The organism is Gemella sp. 27098_8_155 (genome assembly GCF_041433725.1).
Lineage (GTDB): Bacteria > Bacillota > Bacilli > Staphylococcales > Gemellaceae > Gemella > Gemella haemolysans_D.
The window spans coordinates 20,694-41,937 of record NZ_JAPWCA010000001.1 but is presented as its reverse complement, the minus strand read 5'-3'; the positions used below and the strand labels follow the sequence as shown (position 1 = coordinate 41,937).

Genomic DNA, 21,244 nt, shown 5'->3' with positions numbered 1-21,244 from the left:
GGGGCGACCCAGTAAATATAATTCTTATAAACTATATTTAACGAGTCGCTCCTTTATACTAATTATTATTCTTCGTCTTTTTCCTTTTTACTAACACTAGCTATTAAGCTTTCAATGTGTAACGCATATTCAGCTGTAGTGTCATATTGGAAAATTAGTTCTGGAAATTTTCTAATTTTAATTTTTTTAGCAACTTCACTTTTTACGAAACCTTTAATTTTTTTAAACGCTTCTTTTGTTTTTTCTTTTTCACGTTCTCCACCTAGTACAGTGTAGAAAACTTTTGCTTGAGAATAATCTCCTGTTAAAGCAACTTCTGTTACAGTAACAAATCCTAAATCATGATTCTTAACTTTTGTAGCTAATACATAAGTAATTTCTTTTTTAATTTGTTCTGCAAGTCTGTTAACTCTTAGTTCTGACATAAAGTTTGCCTCCTATTTCTTAACTTCTTCCATGATGTATACTTCGAAGACATCTCCTTCTTTAATATCATTGAAGTTTTCAACAGTCATACCACATTCATAACCACTTTGTACTTCTTTAACATCATCTTTAAATCTTCTTAATGTATCAATTTCTCCTTCGTAAATTACTACACTATCACGAATTACACGTACTTTACCATCACGTGATACTTTACCTTCAGTTACATAAGCACCAGCAATTGTACCAATTTTTGATACTTTGTATACTTGACGTACTTCTGCAAGTCCGATAACTTTTTCTACGAATTCTGGATCTAATAATCCTGTCATCGCAGCTTCAATTTCTTCAATAACTTTGTAGATAATGCTGTGTAGACGAATATCTACTTGCTCAGTTTGAGCCATTTGTTTAGCATTATTATCGGGACGTACGTTGAATCCAATAACTACAGCGTTTGATGCTACTGCTAATGTAATGTCAGATTCATTAATCGCACCAACACCTGTGTGGATGATACGCACGTTAACACCTTCAACATCAATCTTAGCTAATGACATTGCTAATGCTTCAACAGAACCTTGTACGTCTGCTTTAATGATAATGTTAAGGTCTTTCATTTCCCCTTGTTTCATTTGCTCGAATAATGTATCTAAAGATACAGCTGAGTTAGCTTGACGAGTAGTTTCAATATATTGTTGTTGACGTTTTTCACCGATTTGACGAGCTGTTTTTTCATCACCAAATACTACGAAACGATCTCCTGCATTAGGAACATCTTGTAAACCAGTAATCTCTACAGGAGTAGATGGTTTAGCAGTTTGGATATTTTTGCTACGGTCATTAATCATAGCACGAACACGTCCAAATGTATTACCAACAACAAGTGGATCTCCAACATTTAGGCTACCATTTTGTACTAGTAATGTAGCTACCGCTCCACGACCTTTATCAAGTTTCGCTTCGATAACTGTACCTAAAGCTAAACGATTTGGATTAGCTTTTAATTCTTGCATTTCAGTTACTAATAAGATATTTTCTAATAATTCATCAATACCTTCACCTTTAAGAGCTGATATTGGTACGAAGATTGTATCTCCACCCCACTCTTCTGAGATTAGTCCGTATTCTACTAATTCATTCATAACTCTATCTGGGTTGGCTTGAGGTTTATCCATTTTGTTTACCGCAACAATAATAGGTACATCAGCTGCTTTAGCGTGGTTAATAGCTTCAATAGTTTGAGGCATTACACCATCATCAGCTGCTACTACTAAGATTGTTACGTCCGTAATTTTAGCTCCACGTGCACGCATTGTTGTGAAGGCTGCGTGACCTGGTGTATCTAAGAAAGTAATCTTCTTATCTTTAGCACGTACTTGATAAGCCCCAATGTGTTGTGTGATACCACCTGCTTCACCAGCTGTAACACGTGAATTTCTGATAGTATCTAGTAATGTTGTTTTACCGTGGTCAACGTGTCCCATAATTGTAACGATCGGAGCTCGTTCTTTAAGATCTTTATCTGCATCTTCAACTTCGAAGTAAAGATCTAAGTCTTCCTTATTAATCTCAACTTCTTCTTGGATTTCTTTACCATAATCCATAGCGATTAACTCGATTTGCTCTAAAGTAAGAGACTGGTTAATATTCGCCATAATTTTTAGTTCCATAAATAATTTTTTAATAAGTTCAGTAGAACCTACATTTAGAACTTCAGATAGTTCCCCAACAGTCATTCCATCTTTAACTAAAATAGTATCTTCTGAGATAGTTTCTTCAGATGGTGCTTCGATAATAGCTGGTTGTTGTTTTTGAGATTTTTTAACTTTCTCTTTTTTTATTTTTTTCTTCTTATTCTTTTTACCTTCATTATTTGAAGATTGTTCATTTTCTGTAGTTTCTTCTTGTTTTTTGAAAACACTATCTAGCTTAGCTAACCCCTCTTCTGTTAACATTGACATGTGATTAGATACTTCAATATTAGCATCTTTTAAAACTGCAATAAGGTCTTTTGATTGTTTTCCTACTTCTTTAGCGTACTCATAAATTCTGACTTTTTTCATTACTGTTTTCCTCCTTCTTCTAATAATTGTTTGAATTTTTTTATAAATCCATCATCAGTTATTCCAACAGCTACACGATTATCTCTTCCAATCGCTACGCTTATATTTTCAATCGTTGAAAATTCGATACATTGAACATTGTAGAAATTAGCCTTGTCTGTTAATTTCTTTTTAGTATTCACACCGCAATCTTCAGCAATAACTAACAATTTGATTTTATTATTTTTTAAATTTTTTGTGATTAAATCTTCACCTGTAATAAGTTTACCTGCTCTTTGCATTAAACCTAATAAATTATATGCTTTTATCATTATTTTTGTGGAATTGACTTTCTATAAATTAATCTAATTACTTCGTTATAGATAGGTTCCATAACTTCTGGTGATGCAGAGAAAAATTTCTCTAACTGTTTCTTTTCTTGTGCAGCTTTAATAACTTCTAAATCTGAAACTACATATGCACCACGACCTACTTGTTTACCTGAAGGGTCAACAGAGATTTCTCCTTCTTTATTTTTAACGATTCGTAATAAATCTTTCTTCGGAAACATCTCATTTGTTAAAATACATTTTCTTGTTGGTATTTTTCTTTTCTTCACAGTCAACACCTCACTATTCAGCAGCTTTTATATCGATTTTCCAACCAGTTAATTTAGCAGCAAGTCGAACGTTTTGACCTTTTTTACCAATTGCTAGAGATAATTGATCATCTTTCACTTTAACATTAGCAATCTTTTCTTCTTCATCAATATTAATTTCTTCAACTTTTGCTGGTGCTAACGCGTTAGTAATGAATTTAACTGGATCAGCATCCCAAGTAATAATATCAATTTTTTCACCGTTTAGTTCTTCAACGATACGATTAACACGATCTCCTTTATTACCTACACATGCTCCTACAGGATCGATATTTTTATCTTCAGCATAAACAGCTAATTTAGTTCTTTCACCTGCTTCACGAGATACACTCTTAATCTCTACTGTTCCACTATAAATTTCAGGAACTTCAATCTCGAACAATCTTCTGATGAATTCAGGATGTGATCTAGAAGCTAAAACGTGTGGTTTGCTTCCGCGACTTGGGTTATCAACTTTAGCGATGTAAACTTTAATAGGAGTTTGAGGAATGTATGTTTCACCTTTAACTCTTTCATTTTCACCTAAAATAGCTTCAATTTTCCCAAGTTTAACATAAACATATCTTGAGTCAATTCTATCTACAGTCCCTGATAAAATCTCACCTTCATGTTCAATATATTCTTTATATAAAATTTCTTTTTCAGCTTCACGAAGTCTTTGTAATAAAGCTTGTTTAGCAGCTTGTGCACCAACACGACCAAAATCACTTGGTAAATCAACTACTTCATAAATATCACCAACTTCATATGCAGGATTAATTTTTAATGCATCTTCAAGTGCAAACTCAATTCTATCATCGTAAACTTCTTCAACAACATCTTTTCTTATAATAAATTTATAATCACCTGTTGCTCTGTTGAAATCTACTCTTACATTTTTTGCAGCATTGAAATTCTTTTTATAAGCTGATAATAAAGCTAACTCAATAGCTTCTACTAGAATATCTTCTGCAATTCCTTTTTCTTGTTCAATTAATTTAATAGCTTTAAGCAAATCCTTGCTCATCTTTCTTTCTCCTTTAATAATTAAAATTTAACAGCTAATCTAATTTTAGCGATTTTACTATAGTTAATCGTTGATTTTTTTACTCTTGCTTTATCTTTATATTCAACAGTAATTTCTTCACCCTCAACAGCTAGTATATCACCATAAAACTCTTTTTGATTATCAACCTTTTCATATGTTTTAATATAAACGTGTTTACCTACAGAATTAGTTACTTCTTCAAGATTTCTAAGATCTCTTTCAATACCGGGTGAAGAAACCTCTAGATAATATTTATCACTGATAAAATCTTCTTTATCTAGCTCTTCTGCTAACTTCTCACTTAATAATACACAATCATCAAGTGATAGGCCACCATCTTTATCGAAGTAAATACGTAAGAAGTACTCAGTTCCTTCTTTTACATATTCAACATCATAAAGAGAAAATTCCGTATTTTCTGTTTGTTTTGTTGCTATAGTTTTAACTTTTTCTACAATACTCATACAGCATACCTCTTTCTTAGTTTTTATTGCAATATAAAAGAGCGGAGAACCTTTCAAAATTCACCACCCTTTCGGTAATTTATTTCAATGTAAATACATTATATCATATGATTTTAAAAAAATCAAATGATAACTACATCTTAGTACGAATCACTTCAATTTTGTATCCATCTGGATCTTTAATGAAGTAGTAGCTTGGCGGGAATCCTGGAAGACCTTTAAGATCTGTTACATCGTATCCAGCCGCCTTGTGTTTTTCGTATAATGCTTCTAAGTCTTCAACAGAGATAGCAATGTGACCATATCCATCCCCTAGTTCATATGCACCGTGATCATAATTATAAGTTAATTCTAACTCATAATTTGATCCAGGTAATGTTAGATATACTAACGTGAACTTGTATTCAGGAAAGTCTCTTTCACGACTTACTTCAAAGTCAAATGCCTCAGTATAAAATTTAACTGATTCTTTTAAATCTGCTACACGGTAACAAGTATGTGCCATAGTTTGAACCATTTTATTCACCTCTTAAAATTTTTTATTATAAAATTGTCCATCCAATTGCAACTGCTCCTAATCCAAGGTGTGTAGAGATAACTGGACTTATTCCATCTATATCAACAGTTACATTCGAATAATTTTCCTCAACATATTTTTTAATTTCTTCAGCCTTGTCTAATGCGTCAACATGCAGAACACACACAGTGATGTGTTCTCCTTCATGTTGTTTATAATATTCATCAAATAATTCATACATTCTTGATACAACTTTTTTATATGTACGAATTTTTTGGAAAGGTACTATCACCTTATCATCAAAGTGTAGTAATGGTTTGACTTGAAGTAAACTTCCTACTACAGCTTGTGCTCCACTTAAACGTCCGCTACGTTGAAGGTGAGATAAATCATCTGCCATAAAATACGCATCAGACACTTTTTTCATCTCATTTAAAGCTGAAATGATTTCACTAGAAGTTTTACCTTCTTTAATTAGTTTTGCTGCCTTAATCGCATAATATCCTTCAGGTCTACAAGAAACTTCAGAATCGAAAGGATGTACATTTAATCCATCGATCATTAATCCAGCTACAGAATATGATGAATATGTTCCACTTATTCCACTTGATAGTGCAATAGCAATTACATCAGTATATCCTTCTTCTTTTAATTTTTCTAAGCAAGCTACAACTTCCCCAATAGCTGGTTGTGATGTTGTAGGGAAGCTATTGTTAGGATCTTTTAAGTATTCATGATATTTATCAAGTGGCATATCAATAACTTCTTTATATGAATTATTATCAATAATAAGATTTAAATAAACAGTACGAATATCTAGTTCTTTTTTCAAATCTTCTGATAAATATGCAGTTGAATCCATAATTATTGCAATCTTTTCCACATTCTATCCGACTACCTTAAAGATAGCTTTTCCTTTCTTAGAATTTTTCGATATTATAAAGTTCAAGCTCAACCTTAGTCTCTCTACCCATAAGTTCAATCATAACGTCAGCTTTATAATTATGTAGATCTAAGTTTACAACTTTACCTTCCATGTCTACGAACGGTCCAGAGATTACACGAACATAATCACCAACCTCAATATCAATATCAACAACATTTGATAATCCCATTTGTTGTAAAATAAAGTTAATTTCTTCTGGTAACAATGGACTTGGTTTTGAACCTCCACCATGAGATCCAACAAATCCAGTTACACCAGGAGTATTTCTAACAACAAACCAAGAATCATCAGTCATTACTAATTCAACAAGTACATAACCTGGGAATGTTTTTCTATTTACTTCTTTTTTCTTTCCAGTTGGAGTTAAGATAGTTTCTTTTTCTTCTGGAACAACGATTCTAAAAATCTTATCTTCCATTCCAAGAGACTCAACTCTTTTTTCAATATTATCTTTAACTTTGTTTTCATAACCAGAATAAGTATGAATTACATACCATTCTTTACTTACTGTATCACTCATAATAACCTCTCTTATCTACTGAAATGTCTAATTCCAGCAGTTATTCCTAAATCAACTACGTAGCTAAATAACATTAATATTCCAACTACAACAATAACAATCAATGTTTTTCTAACAAGTTCACTAAATGTTGGCCAGCTTACTTTATGCATTTCGGCAACAACATTTTTCAAAAATCTTATCATCTAATTACAAACCTCCCACATAAATTTCTTTACTATTCTACATTCTATAAATTATAACATAGTATAATATATAAGTCTATATATCAATAAAAACAATGCATTCTTATTCAATATATTATTGTATCATCATTTAATAAACATTTCAAATAAATATAATCTCAAAAAGTACTATATATTGTTGAAATTATTTAGCTAGTAAATCATAAGCGGCAGTTAATGTATTTCTCATTAACATTGTGATTGTTAAAGGTCCTACTCCTCCTGGAACAGGAGAAATATAAGCAACCTTATCAATAAATTCATCTAGATTTACATCTCCAACCAACTTACTATCTTTATAGTTATTTCCTACATCGATAATAGTACATGTTGGTTTTACCTTTTCTTTTCCACTTAAGAAATGCGCAACTCCAACACAGCTAACAATAATGTCAGCTTGTTCAATTAAAGTTTCTAAATCTTTAGTTCTAGAGTGAGCTGTTATTACAGTTGCATTATTTTGTAAAAGTAAAGTTGAAATTGGTTTACCAACAATATTACTTCTACCTATTACTAATGCAAGTTTACCAGAGATTTCTTCTCCAGTAGATTTAATCATCTCTAGAATTCCAAGTGGAGTACATGGAATAAGTTTAGCTTCTCCAATCACTAACTTACCTACATTAATTGGATGAAATCCATCAACATCTTTATCCGGACTTACAGCATTTAATACTTTTTCAGCATCAATATGTTTTGGCAACGGTAACTGCACTAAAATACCATGAACTTTTTCATCGTTATTTAATTTTTCAATTTCTGTTAATAAATCATCAGTAGAAATTTCCTCAGGTAATTCTATTTTTATTGAATTAATATTATTTTCAATACAAGCTTTATGTTTAGAATTAACATAACTTCTTGACGCTTTATTATCTCCGACTAACACAACCGCAAGAGTTGGTTCAATCCCTTTTTCTCTTAAAGCAGTTGCTTCCTCTTTAATTTCTCCTCGCAATTTCTTTGCAAGTTCAGTCCCACTAATGATTTTTGTCATTCTTTGTTCCTCTTTTTATTTTTAATTTCGATTGATTTTCTGTTCCGTTTAATAATCTTTTTATATTCTTTTTATGCATATAAATTACAAATACACACATAACCATCATAACCCACTTATCAATACCAGCTTCAAAAAAGCCAAGATATCCGATAGCTGTTAAACTGATTAGAATACTTCCTAATGAAACATAACCAGTTAAAAATAGTGTTGAAAAGAATATAGCTAATAATAATAAACTTAACATTGGATATAGGAAGATAAACACGCCTGATCCAGTCGCAACAGCTTTCCCACCTTTGAAGTTCGCAAAGATAGGGAATACATGCCCTATCATTGCAAAAGCCCCAAATATTGATAAATAATCAACTCTACCAAGCATCAAAGTTGGAAGAAATGTCGCTACTATTCCCTTAGAAACATCACAGATAAAAACCGTTACTCCAGCCTTTTTACCAAGGCATCTGAAAGTATTTGTTGTACCTAAGTTTCCACTTCCTAATGTTCTAATATCAGTATTATAAAATACTTTTCCTACGATTAATGCAAATGGTATAGAACCAATTACATATGCTAAAATACAAAATAATATTATTTGTGTAATCATAGACTACCTACCTAATAATTGCTCCGTACACTGTAAGTGCAGCTAGTACTTTTTCATGAACCGCTGTCACTTCTTCATCTGTTAAAGTTTTTTGTTTATCGCTATAAGTAATAGTTAGGGCCAATGATTTTTTACCAGCCAATAATTCAGCACCAGCATATAAATCAAATAATTCTACATTCGTAATTAATTTACTATTAACTGATTCAATTACATTATAAATATTTTGATATTCATCTTTAACATCAACTAACATAGCTATATCACGTGTAATTTCAGGATATTTCGTTACTTCTTCGTATTTAGGTTTAACTTTACTTTCTGAAATTACCTCATCTAAATTAATTTCAAATACATAAGTAGTATTTAGACCAAGTTTATCAGCAACTTGTGGATGAACCTCTCCAATGAAACCAATACGTTTTTCTCCTAAGTATACTTCAGCAAAACGACCTGGGTGCATTCCTTCAAGAGTAGATTTTTTGTATGTAACTTTTTCTTCTAATCCTAAACGTTCAAATACAACTTCTAGGTATCCTTTAGCTGCGAAGAAATCTAGAGTACTGCTTTCTTTAAGCCATTTAGTTACTCTTTCTTCCCCAGTTAACGCAGCACTTAAATATAATGTTTCTTTAGGTTGAATATTGTCATCACCACTTCCGAAAAATACGCGACCAATTTCTAATAATTTAAGGTCTTTTTGTTTTCTAGCTACGTTGTATTGAACTGTATTTAATAATCCTGGAATTAAACTTTGACGTAATGTCGAGTGAGTTTCAGTCATAGGCATTAATAACCTAACTTTATTGTGATCTTCTAAAGTATACTGAGTAGCTTCTTCTTCAGATACTAATGAATAGTTGATAGTATCATTAAATCCTAAGCTAGCATATAGCCCTCGTAGATCACGCACCATTCTTTGAGAATAAGTTAATCCACCTTTAGTAGTTTTAGAGAATTTCGGTAATGTTGATGCTAAATTATCGTATCCGTAAATTCTAATAACTTCTTCTACTAAATCTTGTTTAATAGAGATATCAGGTCTTCTTGTCGGTACTTTAACAACTAAGTTTTCTCCTGTTACTTCTACTGTAAAGCTCAATCCTTCAAGAATTGCTACTAATTCTTCAGTTGATAATGTAATTCCCAGATAGTTATTTATATAAGAAGTTGAAATTTCTACAACTTTCTCTTCTTCTTTATTTACTACCCCAACAGAACTTTCAACTACAGCATTTGGACATAACTCTAAAATTAATTCTACTGCACGAGCAAGGGCTGCTTTTTGCATATTAGGATCAATTCCTTTTTCGAATCTTGCAGAAGAATCACTTCTTAATCCGTGTGCTGCAGAAGTACGACGTACTGATGTAGGATTGAAATACGCAGATTCTAAAATAATATTTTTAGTCTTTTCACTTACTTCTGAATTTTTACCACCCATTACTCCACCAAGAGCAATCGCACGAGTTCCATCAGTAATTACTAAATCAGTTGTTTGTAATTTTCTTTCTTCTCCATCAAGAGTTTCAAGAACTTCACCTTCTTTAGCATCACGAACTACAATTTTATCTCCTACTAAATCTTTATCAAAAGCATGCATTGGTTGACCAAACTCTAAAAGTACGTAGTTTGTAATATCCACAATATTATTAATTGGACGGATTCCAGAATTCATAAGTCTTGTTTGTAACCATAATGGAGAATCTTTAACTTCTACATTTTTAACAACTTGACCTACATAGTTTCTACAAGAATCACTTTCAATAGCAACTTGTAATGAAGTTGCTTCATAGTTTTCTTCTTTTTCAACATCTTTAAAATCAACTTTATTATTATATAAAGCACCTAATTCATAAGTAAGACCACGCATACTAAGTGCATCAGCTCTGTTTGGAGTAATTGAAAGATCTAAGATGTAATCATTTAATCCTAACAATTCAACAACATCAGAACCAAGCTCTTGTTCAGTTTCAAAAACGTAGATACCTTCTTGATAATTTTTAGGTACTACACTCTTACTTAGTCCTAATTCACCTAATGAACAAATCATACCTTGTGATTCTACACCACGAAGTTTAGCTTTTTTAATTTTAATTCCTGGTAATTTTGCTCCAACTTTAGCAACAATTACATATTGTCCAGCATCAACATTTGGCGCACCACAAACAATTTGTAAGTTTTCTTCTTCACCAACGTTTACTTGACATACATTTAATTTTTCAGCATCTGGATGTTTTTCTTTAGACTCAACATAACCAACTACTACGCCAGAAATTTCTTCTGCTAAATACTCAACACCTTCTACTTCAATACCACCACGAGTGATTTTTTCAGCTAATTCATTAGCATTATCTTCAACATTTGTATATTGTTTTAACCAATTATAACTTACTAACATTACTACCTCCTATTAATCGTTTCTATCACTATTGAATTGTTGTAAGAATCTTACATCATTTGTGTAGAAACTTCTAATATCGCTAATACCATATTTTAACATCGCAACACGTTCTGGTCCCATACCAAAAGCAAATCCAGTATAAACTTCTGGATCAAAACCAGCCATTTTTAGAACATTAGGGTGAACCATACCTGCTCCTAAAATTTCTAACCATTTAATGTTTTCTTCATCATCCTCATTACCCCAAGATACATCAACCTCTACAGATGGTTCAGTAAATGGGAAGAAACTTGGACGTAGACGGATTTTTTTGTTTTCCCCGAATACAGCTTTGATAAAGTGTTCTAGAGTCCCTTTTAAATCACTAAATGTAATATTTTTATCAACTACTAATCCTTCAATTTGTGTAAACTGATGAGAGTGAGTAGCATCATCATTGTCACGACGGAATACTTTACCAGGGCAAATAATCTTGATTGGTCCTTCACCATTAGCTTTTAACATTTCACGAGCTTGAACAGGTGAAGTTTGTGTTCTCATTAACAGCTCATTTGTAATATAGAATGAATCTTGCATATCACGAGCTGGGTGATCTTTTGGTAAGTTTAACATTTCAAAGTTAAACTTGTCAGTTTCAACCTCTGGTCCTTCTGCAACAGAATATCCCATTGAAATAAAGATTTCTTCAATTTCTTCAATAATTTTGTTTAACGGATTTAATCCACCTAGTTGTACTTTTTTACTAGGAAGAGTCACATCAATCTCTTCGCTAGCTAATTTTAACTCTAATGCTACTTTAGCTAGTTCAGCTTTTTTTGCTTCTAAGCTATCATTAATGAACGTTTTCACTTCATTAACAAGTTTCCCAAAAGTTGGTCTTTCTTCTGGTGATAAATCACGTGCACCTTTCATAACTTCTGTTAATGCACCTTTTTTCCCTAAAAATTTAACTCTTAGGTCATAAAGTTCTTTTTCATCTTTAATTGTTTTAACTAATTCTAAATATTCTTTTCTTATATTCTCTAAAGTCATAAGTTCCTCCTTAAAAATTTAATATAAAGACATTGGTATAAGTTCTATTATTTATCCAAAATAAAAAGCCCCTCAAGACTAAGTCTCAAGGGACGAATATATCGTGGTACCACCCGCATTTTAAAGCAATTTGCTTCCTTAATATGGTTTTTAACGGGTACCAACCGATTGTACTCATAATCTACTTATACAATTACTCATAAGCTGAAAATATATTCTCAGTTAGTACAACTCTTTCAGTCACGTAGTTGCTCCCTGTTAAAAAACATCCAATATACCGTCTTAATCATCGTTTTTGAAAAATTTTATATTTAAAATGATAATATAAAAACACTTCAATGTCAAGAAATATAAGCATTTTCATTGAAAAATCTATAATTTTAAAAATACAAATCATTAAAAATCTAAACTTTAATTATTTAAAATTAATTATTGTTTACATGTTATTAAAATATAAAAAGGTTCTTGGTATAACCAAAAACCTTTCTTAAATTACATTATTTTGTATATTCTTCTACTAATGCTAATACTTCTTCAGTTGTTGAACACATAATAGCTTTATCAACTAACTCTTTCATTTTTTCTAATGATAAGTTTTTGATTTGGCTACGCGCTTGAAGAATTGAAGTAGCTGACATTGAGAATTCATCTAATCCCATACCTAATAGTAATGGAATAGCTAAGCTATCTCCTGCCATTTCCCCACACATTCCAGTCCATTTACCTTCTTTGTGAGATGCTTCAATAACATTTTTCACAAGACGTAAGATTGCTGGGTTATATGGTTGGTATAAGTATGAAACTTTTTCACTCATACGGTCTGCAGCCATAGTATATTGAACTAAGTCGTTAGTACCAATTGAGAAGAAGTCAACTTCTTTAGCGAAAATATCAGCAATAACAGCAGTTGATGGAATCTCAACCATGATACCTAATTCGATATCGTTACTTACTGCAACACCTTCAGCTACTAATTTTTCTTTTTCTTCTAAGAATAAAGCTTTAGCAGCTCTAAATTCTTGAACTGTAGCGATCATTGGGAACATTACACAAAGTTTACCGTAAACAGAAGCACGTAATAATGCTCTAAGTTGAGTTCTGAATAAGTCTTTTTCTTCTAGACAAAGACGGATAGCTCTAAACCCTAAGAATGGGTTCATTTCTTTTGGTAAATCTAAGTATGGTAATTCTTTATCTCCACCGATATCTAAAGTACGAACAACAACAGGTTTATCACCCATTCCTTCTAATACAGCTTTGTAAGCTTCAAATTGTTCATCTTCAGTAGGTAGTTGATCACGTCCCATGTATAGGAACTCTGTACGATATAAACCAACAGCTTCCCCACCATTGTTGTTTACACCTTCTAAGTCAGCAGGTGTACCAATGTTTGCAGCTAAAAGAACTTCATGTCCATCTTTAGTTACAGATTTCTCTGTTACTAATTTAGCCCATTCAGCTTTTTGAGCTTCAAATTTAGCGTGTTTTTCTTTTAATTCAGCTGTAGTAGCTTCATCTGGGTTTACATATACAACACCTTCTAATCCGTCAAGAATTAAGATATCTCCATTTTTAACTTCTTCAGTAATTGTACTAGTTCCTACTACTGCAGGAATTTCTAATGATCTAGCCATGATAGCTGAGTGAGAAGTACGTCCACCGATGTTAGTTGCAAATCCTTTAACAAATTTTTTGTTAAGTTGTGCAGTATCAGATGGAGTTAAGTCTTCAGCAATAACGATTACTTCTTCATCAATTAAACTTGGGTTTGGTAAATCTACACCTAGTAAGTGAGCTAAAATACGTTTTGAAACGTCACGAATATCAGCTGCACGTTCTTTCATGTAGTCATTATCCATTGCTTCAAACATAGAAACAAACATGTCTGAAGTTTCTTTTAATGCGTATTCAGCATTAATTTCTTTTGATTGAATATCAGTTTTAACAGTTCCCATGAATTCTGGGTCTTCTAAAATTAATAAGTGAGCTTCAAAAATCGCCGCTTTATCAGCACCTAGATTCTCGTGAGCTTTATCTTTAATAATAGTTAATTCTTTTTTAGAAATTTCAATTGCATCTTCAAAACGTTTAACTTCAGTATCAACGTCTTGAACTTTAACTTCTTTAACTGTTAAATCAGGCTCAACAAAAATGTATGCTTTAGCAAAAGATATCCCTTGAGAAGCTGCAATACCTTTTAGTTGTAACATTTTATGCTAATCCTTCTTTCTTCATTGTTTCTTCTAAAGCTGCTAATGCTTCTGCTTCGTCAGCTCCGTCAGCGTAGATTACGATATCAGCGTCTTTTCCAACTCCAAGACTCATAACACCCATGATTGATTTTAAGTTAACTTTACGTCCGTTGAATTCTAATTCGATGTTTGATTGGAATTTAGAAGCAGCTTGTACTAATAAAGTAGCTGGTCTAGCGTGGATTCCTGTTTCGTCGATTACTTTAAATTCTTTTTGTAACATAGTTATGTCTCCTTTTATTTAAAAAAATATTTACATTCAAATAATACCATATGAAAGCAATATTTACAAGTGTTTTGTACTCATTCACCTTTAAATATCATATGTATTCTATAACAAAGAAAACCATTTCTTTTCCTATAATAAGCAATCGCATTGAAACTAATGAAAAAATATGAAAACTGATTTTCAATATTAAAATCAAAAAAATAGTCAAATATACTAAAAAAGTATCAATTACAAGAGAAGTAACGATACTTTTTTATATTATATTATGCTGAAATAATTTAAAATCATTATATATTTATTTTTATATTGTAAACTATATAACAAATTTATTATACTAATTCTCCACCAAGCTTAATAATTGATTTAAATTTTTCATAATCTTCATGATTTCTATTAAACTCACGAGCATTTTTATTTACTTCTTTAAAATCAATCCCTTGATCTTTTGCTGCAAAGACGCATCCGCAATAACATTGTCTATAAATATTATAATCATTACACATTTCTACAGATCTCTTATATCCATTATTCTTTTTAAAATCTGAAGGTAAATAATAAATTGACACTTGCTCCTGAAGAACATATCCAGCTTCATTAATTACAGTTGCATTTTTCTTAGGACTTAGAGTTAATGCAGATGCGAAATAATCATATCCTAACTCCTCTGCTTTTTGAGCAGATGAATCTAAACGCATTTCATAACAAATATGACATCTATCTCCACCTTCTCTATCTTCTTCATGTCCTTTTACTGCACTAATAAATTTACTTGGTGCATACTCATCAGCTAAGAATTTAATTTTCTTATCATTTCTTTTATTAAACTCTTCAACAAAATCTTTTTGTACAAGCATACGTTTAATATATTCTTCTTTCGGATGAATATTTGAATTTGAGAAAAATATAGTTATGTCACTTATCTCTGATAAATACTCAAGTACATAAGTACTACAAGGTGCACAACAAGAGTGAATAAGAATCTTCGGTCTAAAATTTGTTTTTTCCCACTCTTTTATTAATTCCTTTAAGACATTATCATAATTTATTTTTTGATTTTTATGTCTTGTGTTTATAAATTGTTTACTATCGATCATACGAATTCAATCCTTCTAATATTTCTAATATTTTACTAAACAAGTTTAATATACTTTTTAATTTTTTACAATTAATATCATTACTAATTAAAAAGCATTATCAATAAATTAAAAACACGGATATTAATTACTTATACTTTTGAGCTCATAGCAATTTACATCCATGTTTTATTATTATTAACCTTTATAATTTATCCCTAAATGTTGGTATGCTTTAGGTGTTGCACGACGTCCTCTTGGAGTACGCTCAATGAACCCTTCCTTTACTAGATAAGGTTCATATACATCTTCAATAGTTATACTTTCTTCTCCTATTGTTACAGCGATAGTCTCTAATCCAACAGCACGACCATCATATCGTTTAATTAGACATTCTAAAATTTTATAATCAATATTATCAAGTCCTTTAGCATCAACTTGAAGCAAATCTAATGATTCTATCGCTAAATCTTTTGCTATTACACCATCATTCTTAACTTGTGCAAAATCCCTAACACGTTTTAATAATCTATTGGCTATACGCGGTGTACCACGAGATCTCATAGCAATTTCGTAAGAACTCTCTTCATCAATAACACATTCAAAAATATCTGAAGTTCGTTCTATGATATTTTGAAGTTCACTAATAGTATAGAACTCTAAACGACAATGCACTCCGAATCTATCCCTAAGAGGTGCTGTTAAAGCCCCAGCCCTAGTTGTCGCTCCCACTAACGTAAAAGGAGGAAGCTCAATTCTAATACTTCGTGATTCTTCACCTTTTCCTATTACAATATCAAGATAAAAATCTTCCATAGCTGAATATAATATTTCCTCAATTGATCTACTAATTCGATGTATTTCATCAATAAAGAGAACATCGCCTGGTTCTAAACTAGTTAAAATCGCTGCTAAATCTCCAGATTTTTCTATTGCAGGTCCAGAAGTATACTTAATACCTACTTCCATTTCATTTGCAATAATTGTCGCAAGTGTTGTTTTCCCTAATCCTGGAGGTCCATATAATAAACAATGGTCTAGCACCTCACCACGTAATTTTGCAGCTTCTATAAATATTTTCAAATTACTCTTAATTTGTTCTTGCCCTATGTACTGACTTAAAAATTTTGGCCTTAAAGACTGTTCTTCACGTTCTTCACCAAAGTTTTGACTAGCTGATACCATTCTATCTTCCATAATTTCCTCCTTTCATCTACTATGCATTTATCAATAGTTTTAATCCTTGTTTTACATATTCATCTACACCGTCAAACTGATGAGTAGAAAGTTTCTTCTCAATTTTTGTAAGTTCTTTTTTACTATATCCTAGTGCTTCTAGAGCAAGGATTGCATCACTTAGATAATTATTAACAGCCTTTGGTGCACTGCTTATATTCGTTATACTAAAATCAACCTTACCTTGCAAATCAAGAATAATTTGCTGAGCTGATTTTTTCCCAATTCCAGGAAACTTAGTTAAATAAACAGCATCTTGATTTTCAATAGCTCCAATAATTTCTTCACTAGTACCCCCAGCTAAAATAGCTAAAGCACTTTTCGGTCCTACACCTTTGACTTTTAATAGAAGTAAAAAGACTTTCTTTTGTTCTTTATTTGAAAAACCATAAAGAACATTTGAATCTTCTCTTACTTGTTGGCTAATAAATACAGTTCTTTCTTCATTCAAGTGATATTCATATGGATTAGCTACTACAACTTCATAGCCTATCCCATTGTTATCTACCACTATATTAGTCGGATTTACTTCCGAAATTTTACCTTTAATATACGCGTACATTACATTCACACTCCTGATTGATTATTTAATTATAAAATTAAACGAAAAAAATCTCAAGTGTTTTATTTAATTGAAGGGTTTATATCTTTAATTAAAAGAAAACTTGGCACTAGTAGTACCAAGTTTATTCTATCTATTATTTTACTTTATCTAAATCTACATTCATAACTTTTGCTGTAGATTCAACTTTTTTATATGCATCTTGATCCACATCAGTAAATCCTGTGATACTGAACATCTTAGTGAACATTTCTTTCATTTTTGGATCTTTTTCAATATCTCTAAGAGCCTTCTCTAATTTTTCTTGAAGCTCTTTATCCATCTTACTAGAAGTCGTAACCATAATACCTGGAATCATATCACTTGTTGCTAATTTTTGAATATCAGTTTTAGCTTGAGGGAAGTCTTTAGCATATCTATCTTCAACTCCATCAAATGTTGCGATTACATCAACATCCTTGTTAAGAAGAAGTTGTAAGCTCTTATCATGTCCACCACTGAATTGATAACTAATATCCTTATCTAAGTTAAGACCAGCATTTACTAACATAGCACCCGGATAGATATATCCTGATGAAGATGAAGGATCAACAAATGCTACTTTTTTACCTTTAACATCTTGAAGAGATTTAATACCTGAGTCTTTTCTTACATATAGTTCAGCAGTATAACCAGGTTTCCCTGTTTTCCCTTTAGATGTTAAAATCGGTTTTGCATTACTTTGTTTTTGAGCAAGTAAAGATGAAAACGGAGGGATGATACCAAAATCAACACTTCCACTACCTAAACCTTCAACTACCCCTATATAATTACTTGCAGTAAAAGCTTCTACTTTTACTCCTAATCTTTCAGATAGATAATCAGAAATTGGCTTAAGATCTTCTACTAACTTCTCACTATTTTTTAGAGGAACAAATCCCATCTTAATAACTTTCTCTTCCTTTTTCGTCTCAGTTTTAGTAGAACATCCTACGATAGAGAAGACAAAAATAAAACTAAATAACGCCAATAATATTTTCTTCATATTATTTCCTCCTCGGTACATTTTATTAATTTGATATAATTTTATCACAAAAAAATCAATATATCTACCTTAAATTGAAATAACAGCAAAATTCAACAGAAATTTTGCTACTTAAAGAAAAAACGTTCGGTAATTACTAATAAATTTTCAAATATTTGAATAATCTATAATAAAGGATATAATAAAAACCGTAATTTAGGCATAAAAAAAACACCTTTAAAAGATGATTAAAATTGGAGGCGGCTACCGGATTTGAACCGGTGATCAAGGTTTTGCAGACCCGTGCCTTACCACTTGGCTAAGCCGCCTTATTGTATTTAATTTTTAATGGGGCGGCTGAGGGGAATCGAACCCCCGAATGTCGGAACCACAATCCGATGCGTTAACCACTTCGCCACAGCCGCCATATTTAACAACAATATTTATTATACATTTTCCATTAAATTATGTCAAGAACTTTTTAAGATATTTTTTATAATTCAATTCAAAACATATTTTAAATAATAATCTTAATTAATAATATATTTAAATACAATTGAAGATTTACCATATGTATATTAATTTTTAGTTTTTATATATAGACTAATTCTTTTTTTTACTATACCATATTAATCTTATATTTTATTTATCACTTACTATACTTCTCTCATCATGATATAATTAAAATATAAACAAACATACTGGGAGAATACAATTATGATAATTTTAAATAGAGAAAATATTCAGAAATGCATCACTATGGAAAAAGCCATTGAAATTTGTAAAGAAGCCGCTAAAAATTATAGTCTAAATAAAACAGATATTCCTCTGAGAACTCCTATTATATCTGAAAGAAATAATGGACAAGTACTTTTTATGCCAGGAAAAATATCTTCTGAATCAGATAACATTGGAATAAAAATAGTATCGGTTTATCCTGATAATTCTTTAATAAGCTTGCCTTCTGTTCCTTCTACTATGATTACTTTAGACGAAAAGACAGGTATAGTAAATGGAATAATAGACGGAACTTATTTAACAGCTTTACGAACTGCTGCTTTACAAGGTGCTGCTACTGATTTATTATCCAATAAAGATAGCAAAATCGCAACATTAATAGGAACTGGTGGTCAAGCTTTTGAACAAGCTCGAGCTTTACTAACAGTTAGAAATCTATCAGAACTCAGAGTTGTTGCCAGAAATTTTGATAAAACTAAAAAGTTTGTAGAAAAACTAAAGGAAGAACTGAACAATTTCGATACAGTTATTATCGCTTACGAAAATGTTAATGATGCAACAATTGATTCAGATATAATTACCACAGTAACAACTTCTACAACACCAACCTTCACTGCTAAATACTTAAAACAAGGAGTTCATATTAACGGAATAGGATCATTTACTTACGATATGGTTGAACTTCCTTCTGAAATAATAAATTCTAACAATAAAATTTACTTCGATACAAAAGACGGCGTTCTTAGTGAAGCTGGTGACATACTTCAGCCTCTAGAAAACGAACTAATTTCTCACGAAGATTTCAAAGGAGAACTTGGAGAACTAGTTTTGAATTCTATTGAAGGCCGAACTAGTAAAGATGAAATTACAATCTTCAAATCAGTTGGGAGTGCCGTTTTTGACATAGCATGTGCTGATTATATAATAAAAGAAGCAATAAAATATAATATTGGAACAAAAATTGATATATAAAATGATATAAAATTAAACTCCTTCCCCATAGAGGGTTTGGAGTTCAGTTTTATTATTCGTGTATTTCTAAAGGTAACCCGTCTGGATCAAAGAAAAATGCCATCTTTTTATTATCAAAATCATCGTATCTTAACGATTCATGAACAATACCAAGTTCATCAAATTTTTCTAGTATTTCCTCGACATTATCTACCTTAAACGCCAAATGTCTTAATCCTGTATGTTCTGGATTTGGCATTTTCGGTCTAATTGGTGCATCTTCTTTTATAAAAATTTCTAATACCAAATCACCCTGTTGTACATTTATGATAATATCATTTTTATTTTTTCTATTATACTCACTTATTACTTTAAATCCTAATTTCTCCACATAAAACTCTCTAGTTTTTTGATAATTAGTTCCAATAATCGCTATATGATGAACATTACTAAACATTAATCTCTTCCTTATTTATATTTCTAACTATTTCTATCGCTTTTGCTAATTGTACAGGATCAACTTCTTCAAAATCCCCTTTTTCTGTGTATCTATAAGTTACATCGTCAGCAGTTGTCGTTACGTCTACTCCATACTTTTTAAATGCTCCATGCACCTGTGTAACCCCTGTTTTAGTAATAATTTTTTCGATATTGTCCGTTGAAATACCAGCACCTGCAAGTATTTCTATATGTTGGCCAAATTTTTCTTGAAGATATTTTAACAACTTAGCACCCCTATTAACATTCGCTCCTAGTCCACTTGTTAAAACTCTAGTACAACCAAGACCTATTAAACGCTGTAGGTTATACTCTGGTTCATCTGAACAGTCAAACGCTCTGTGAAAGATACTCTCTGCTCCAAAACTATCACAAAGCTCTATCATTTTCTCAGTTTCAATCCAATCAATCTTCCTATCTTCAGTAAGGAACCCAAACACTATTCCATTTGCACCATGTTTTAAAAGTTCTCTTGCTTCCCTAAACATTTGTTCTTTTTCTAACCTAGAATAGCAAAAGCCTCCTCCCCTTGGTCTCACCATCGCCATTATAGGAATTTCTACTCCACTTTCTAGTACCATATCCAAAACTGTAGTAGTAGGAGTTAACCCACCCAGGTAACTTGCACTTATTAATTCTATTCTATCTGCACCTTCACTCTGAGCAATTAAACAATCTTGAACACTATTTGCACATACTTCAACTTTTATCATAATTGAAATCTCCTTTTATTACTTTAGTTCTATTATAACATAATTCAAAATAACAATAGAAATTTATTCTTTATATATAAATAAGGATACGAGACATAAAATCTCATATCCTTATTGTTAAA

Annotated in this window: 23 protein-coding genes and 2 tRNA genes; 1 reads left to right on the top strand and 24 read right to left on the bottom strand. The window is 31.4% G+C overall.

Translation table 11 applies throughout. The features are described from left to right. Positions 1-65: 65 nt before the first annotated feature. The 22 genes from rbfA to O5Y44_RS00075 form a co-directional block, all read right to left on the bottom strand. Positions 66-425: a 30S ribosome-binding factor RbfA gene (gene rbfA, locus O5Y44_RS00180; RefSeq protein WP_048801943.1), complete on the bottom strand. Its 360-nt coding sequence runs from the start codon at positions 423-425 to the stop codon at positions 66-68. A 12-nt stretch (positions 426-437) separates the two neighbouring features. After that, positions 438-2,492 (bottom strand): translation initiation factor IF-2, encoded by a 2,055-nt coding sequence (gene infB, locus O5Y44_RS00175; protein ID WP_271966353.1) that lies wholly within the window; start codon positions 2,490-2,492, stop codon positions 438-440. Continuing rightward, a complete protein-coding gene (locus tag O5Y44_RS00170; protein WP_048801941.1) occupies positions 2,492-2,803 on the bottom strand; it encodes a L7Ae/L30e/S12e/Gadd45 family ribosomal protein in 312 nt (103 codons plus the stop codon). Before O5Y44_RS00170 ends, infB begins: the two co-directional genes overlap by 1 nt. After that, positions 2,803-3,090, bottom strand: a complete 288-nt coding sequence (gene rnpM / locus O5Y44_RS00165; protein WP_371465094.1) for an RNase P modulator RnpM — start codon at positions 3,088-3,090, stop codon at positions 2,803-2,805. The genes O5Y44_RS00170 and rnpM overlap by 1 nt, the downstream gene beginning before the upstream one ends. Positions 3,091-3,103: 13 nt before the next feature. Further along, positions 3,104-4,135 (bottom strand): transcription termination factor NusA, encoded by a 1,032-nt coding sequence (nusA, locus tag O5Y44_RS00160; protein ID WP_271966355.1) that lies wholly within the window; start codon positions 4,133-4,135, stop codon positions 3,104-3,106. A 20-nt stretch (positions 4,136-4,155) separates the two neighbouring features. Then, complete coding sequence (gene rimP / locus O5Y44_RS00155; RefSeq protein ID WP_271966356.1) at positions 4,156-4,620, bottom strand: ribosome maturation factor RimP; 465 nt, start codon at positions 4,618-4,620, stop codon at positions 4,156-4,158. 133 nt (positions 4,621-4,753) lie between these two features. Then, positions 4,754-5,137 (bottom strand): lactoylglutathione lyase, encoded by a 384-nt coding sequence (gene gloA, locus O5Y44_RS00150; RefSeq protein WP_271986935.1) that lies wholly within the window; start codon positions 5,135-5,137, stop codon positions 4,754-4,756. Positions 5,138-5,162: 25 nt separating this feature from the next. Beyond that, complete coding sequence (locus O5Y44_RS00145; RefSeq protein WP_204643419.1) at positions 5,163-6,020, bottom strand: DegV family protein; 858 nt, start codon at positions 6,018-6,020, stop codon at positions 5,163-5,165. A gap of 37 nt (positions 6,021-6,057) precedes the next feature. Beyond that, positions 6,058-6,603, bottom strand: a complete 546-nt coding sequence (gene nusG / locus O5Y44_RS00140) for a transcription termination/antitermination protein NusG (RefSeq protein ID WP_003144927.1) — start codon at positions 6,601-6,603, stop codon at positions 6,058-6,060. Positions 6,604-6,614: 11 nt separating this feature from the next. After that, entirely contained in the window at positions 6,615-6,788 is a 174-nt protein-coding gene (secE, locus tag O5Y44_RS00135; protein WP_048801934.1) for a preprotein translocase subunit SecE, read from the bottom strand. 184 nt (positions 6,789-6,972) lie between these two features. Continuing rightward, entirely contained in the window at positions 6,973-7,824 is an 852-nt protein-coding gene (locus O5Y44_RS00130) for a bifunctional 5,10-methylenetetrahydrofolate dehydrogenase/5,10-methenyltetrahydrofolate cyclohydrolase (protein ID WP_371465092.1), read from the bottom strand. Continuing rightward, positions 7,808-8,431 (bottom strand): glycerol-3-phosphate 1-O-acyltransferase PlsY, encoded by a 624-nt coding sequence (gene plsY, locus O5Y44_RS00125; protein ID WP_204643273.1) that lies wholly within the window; start codon positions 8,429-8,431, stop codon positions 7,808-7,810. The genes O5Y44_RS00130 and plsY overlap by 17 nt, the downstream gene beginning before the upstream one ends. Positions 8,432-8,438: 7 nt before the next feature. Beyond that, positions 8,439-10,832 (bottom strand): phenylalanine--tRNA ligase subunit beta, encoded by a 2,394-nt coding sequence (gene pheT, locus O5Y44_RS00120; RefSeq protein ID WP_371465090.1) that lies wholly within the window; start codon positions 10,830-10,832, stop codon positions 8,439-8,441. Between the two features lie 12 nt (positions 10,833-10,844). Then, complete coding sequence (gene pheS / locus O5Y44_RS00115) at positions 10,845-11,867, bottom strand: phenylalanine--tRNA ligase subunit alpha (RefSeq protein ID WP_371465089.1); 1,023 nt, start codon at positions 11,865-11,867, stop codon at positions 10,845-10,847. 497 nt (positions 11,868-12,364) lie between these two features. Next, a complete protein-coding gene (gene ptsP / locus O5Y44_RS00110) occupies positions 12,365-14,077 on the bottom strand; it encodes a phosphoenolpyruvate--protein phosphotransferase (RefSeq protein ID WP_371465088.1) in 1,713 nt (570 codons plus the stop codon). A 1-nt stretch (position 14,078) separates the two neighbouring features. Further along, positions 14,079-14,342, bottom strand: a complete 264-nt coding sequence (locus O5Y44_RS00105; protein ID WP_003145399.1) for a phosphocarrier protein HPr — start codon at positions 14,340-14,342, stop codon at positions 14,079-14,081. A gap of 335 nt (positions 14,343-14,677) precedes the next feature. Further along, the gene (locus O5Y44_RS00100) at positions 14,678-15,442 is read right to left on the bottom strand and encodes an epoxyqueuosine reductase QueH (RefSeq protein ID WP_204643292.1); all 765 of its coding nucleotides are present in this window, start codon (positions 15,440-15,442) and stop codon (positions 14,678-14,680) included. A 177-nt stretch (positions 15,443-15,619) separates the two neighbouring features. Then, on the bottom strand, positions 15,620-16,618 hold the full coding sequence (ruvB, locus tag O5Y44_RS00095) for a Holliday junction branch migration DNA helicase RuvB (protein WP_371465087.1): 999 nt from the start codon (positions 16,616-16,618) through the stop codon (positions 15,620-15,622). A gap of 19 nt (positions 16,619-16,637) precedes the next feature. Beyond that, on the bottom strand, positions 16,638-17,219 hold the full coding sequence (gene ruvA / locus O5Y44_RS00090; RefSeq protein WP_371465086.1) for a Holliday junction branch migration protein RuvA: 582 nt from the start codon (positions 17,217-17,219) through the stop codon (positions 16,638-16,640). Positions 17,220-17,355: 136 nt separating this feature from the next. Beyond that, positions 17,356-18,243, bottom strand: coding sequence for a phosphate/phosphite/phosphonate ABC transporter substrate-binding protein (locus O5Y44_RS00085; RefSeq protein WP_371465084.1), 888 nt, complete (start codon positions 18,241-18,243; stop codon positions 17,356-17,358). A 234-nt stretch (positions 18,244-18,477) separates the two neighbouring features. Beyond that, positions 18,478-18,551: transfer RNA gene (locus tag O5Y44_RS00080), tRNA-Cys, on the bottom strand. A 20-nt stretch (positions 18,552-18,571) separates the two neighbouring features. Then, positions 18,572-18,647, bottom strand: a tRNA-His gene (locus O5Y44_RS00075). A 292-nt stretch (positions 18,648-18,939) separates the two neighbouring features. Between O5Y44_RS00075 and O5Y44_RS00070 the strand changes: the two genes are divergently transcribed. Next, entirely contained in the window at positions 18,940-19,932 is a 993-nt protein-coding gene (locus O5Y44_RS00070; protein WP_371465083.1) for an ornithine cyclodeaminase family protein, read from the top strand. A gap of 52 nt (positions 19,933-19,984) precedes the next feature. On the opposite strand, the gene gloA2 is transcribed toward O5Y44_RS00070, so the two are convergent. Then, complete coding sequence (gene gloA2, locus O5Y44_RS00065) at positions 19,985-20,368, bottom strand: SMU1112c/YaeR family gloxylase I-like metalloprotein (RefSeq protein ID WP_371465082.1); 384 nt, start codon at positions 20,366-20,368, stop codon at positions 19,985-19,987. Then, positions 20,361-21,122 (bottom strand): copper homeostasis protein CutC, encoded by a 762-nt coding sequence (locus tag O5Y44_RS00060; protein WP_371465081.1) that lies wholly within the window; start codon positions 21,120-21,122, stop codon positions 20,361-20,363. Before O5Y44_RS00060 ends, gloA2 begins: the two co-directional genes overlap by 8 nt. Positions 21,123-21,244: the final 122 nt, after the last annotated feature.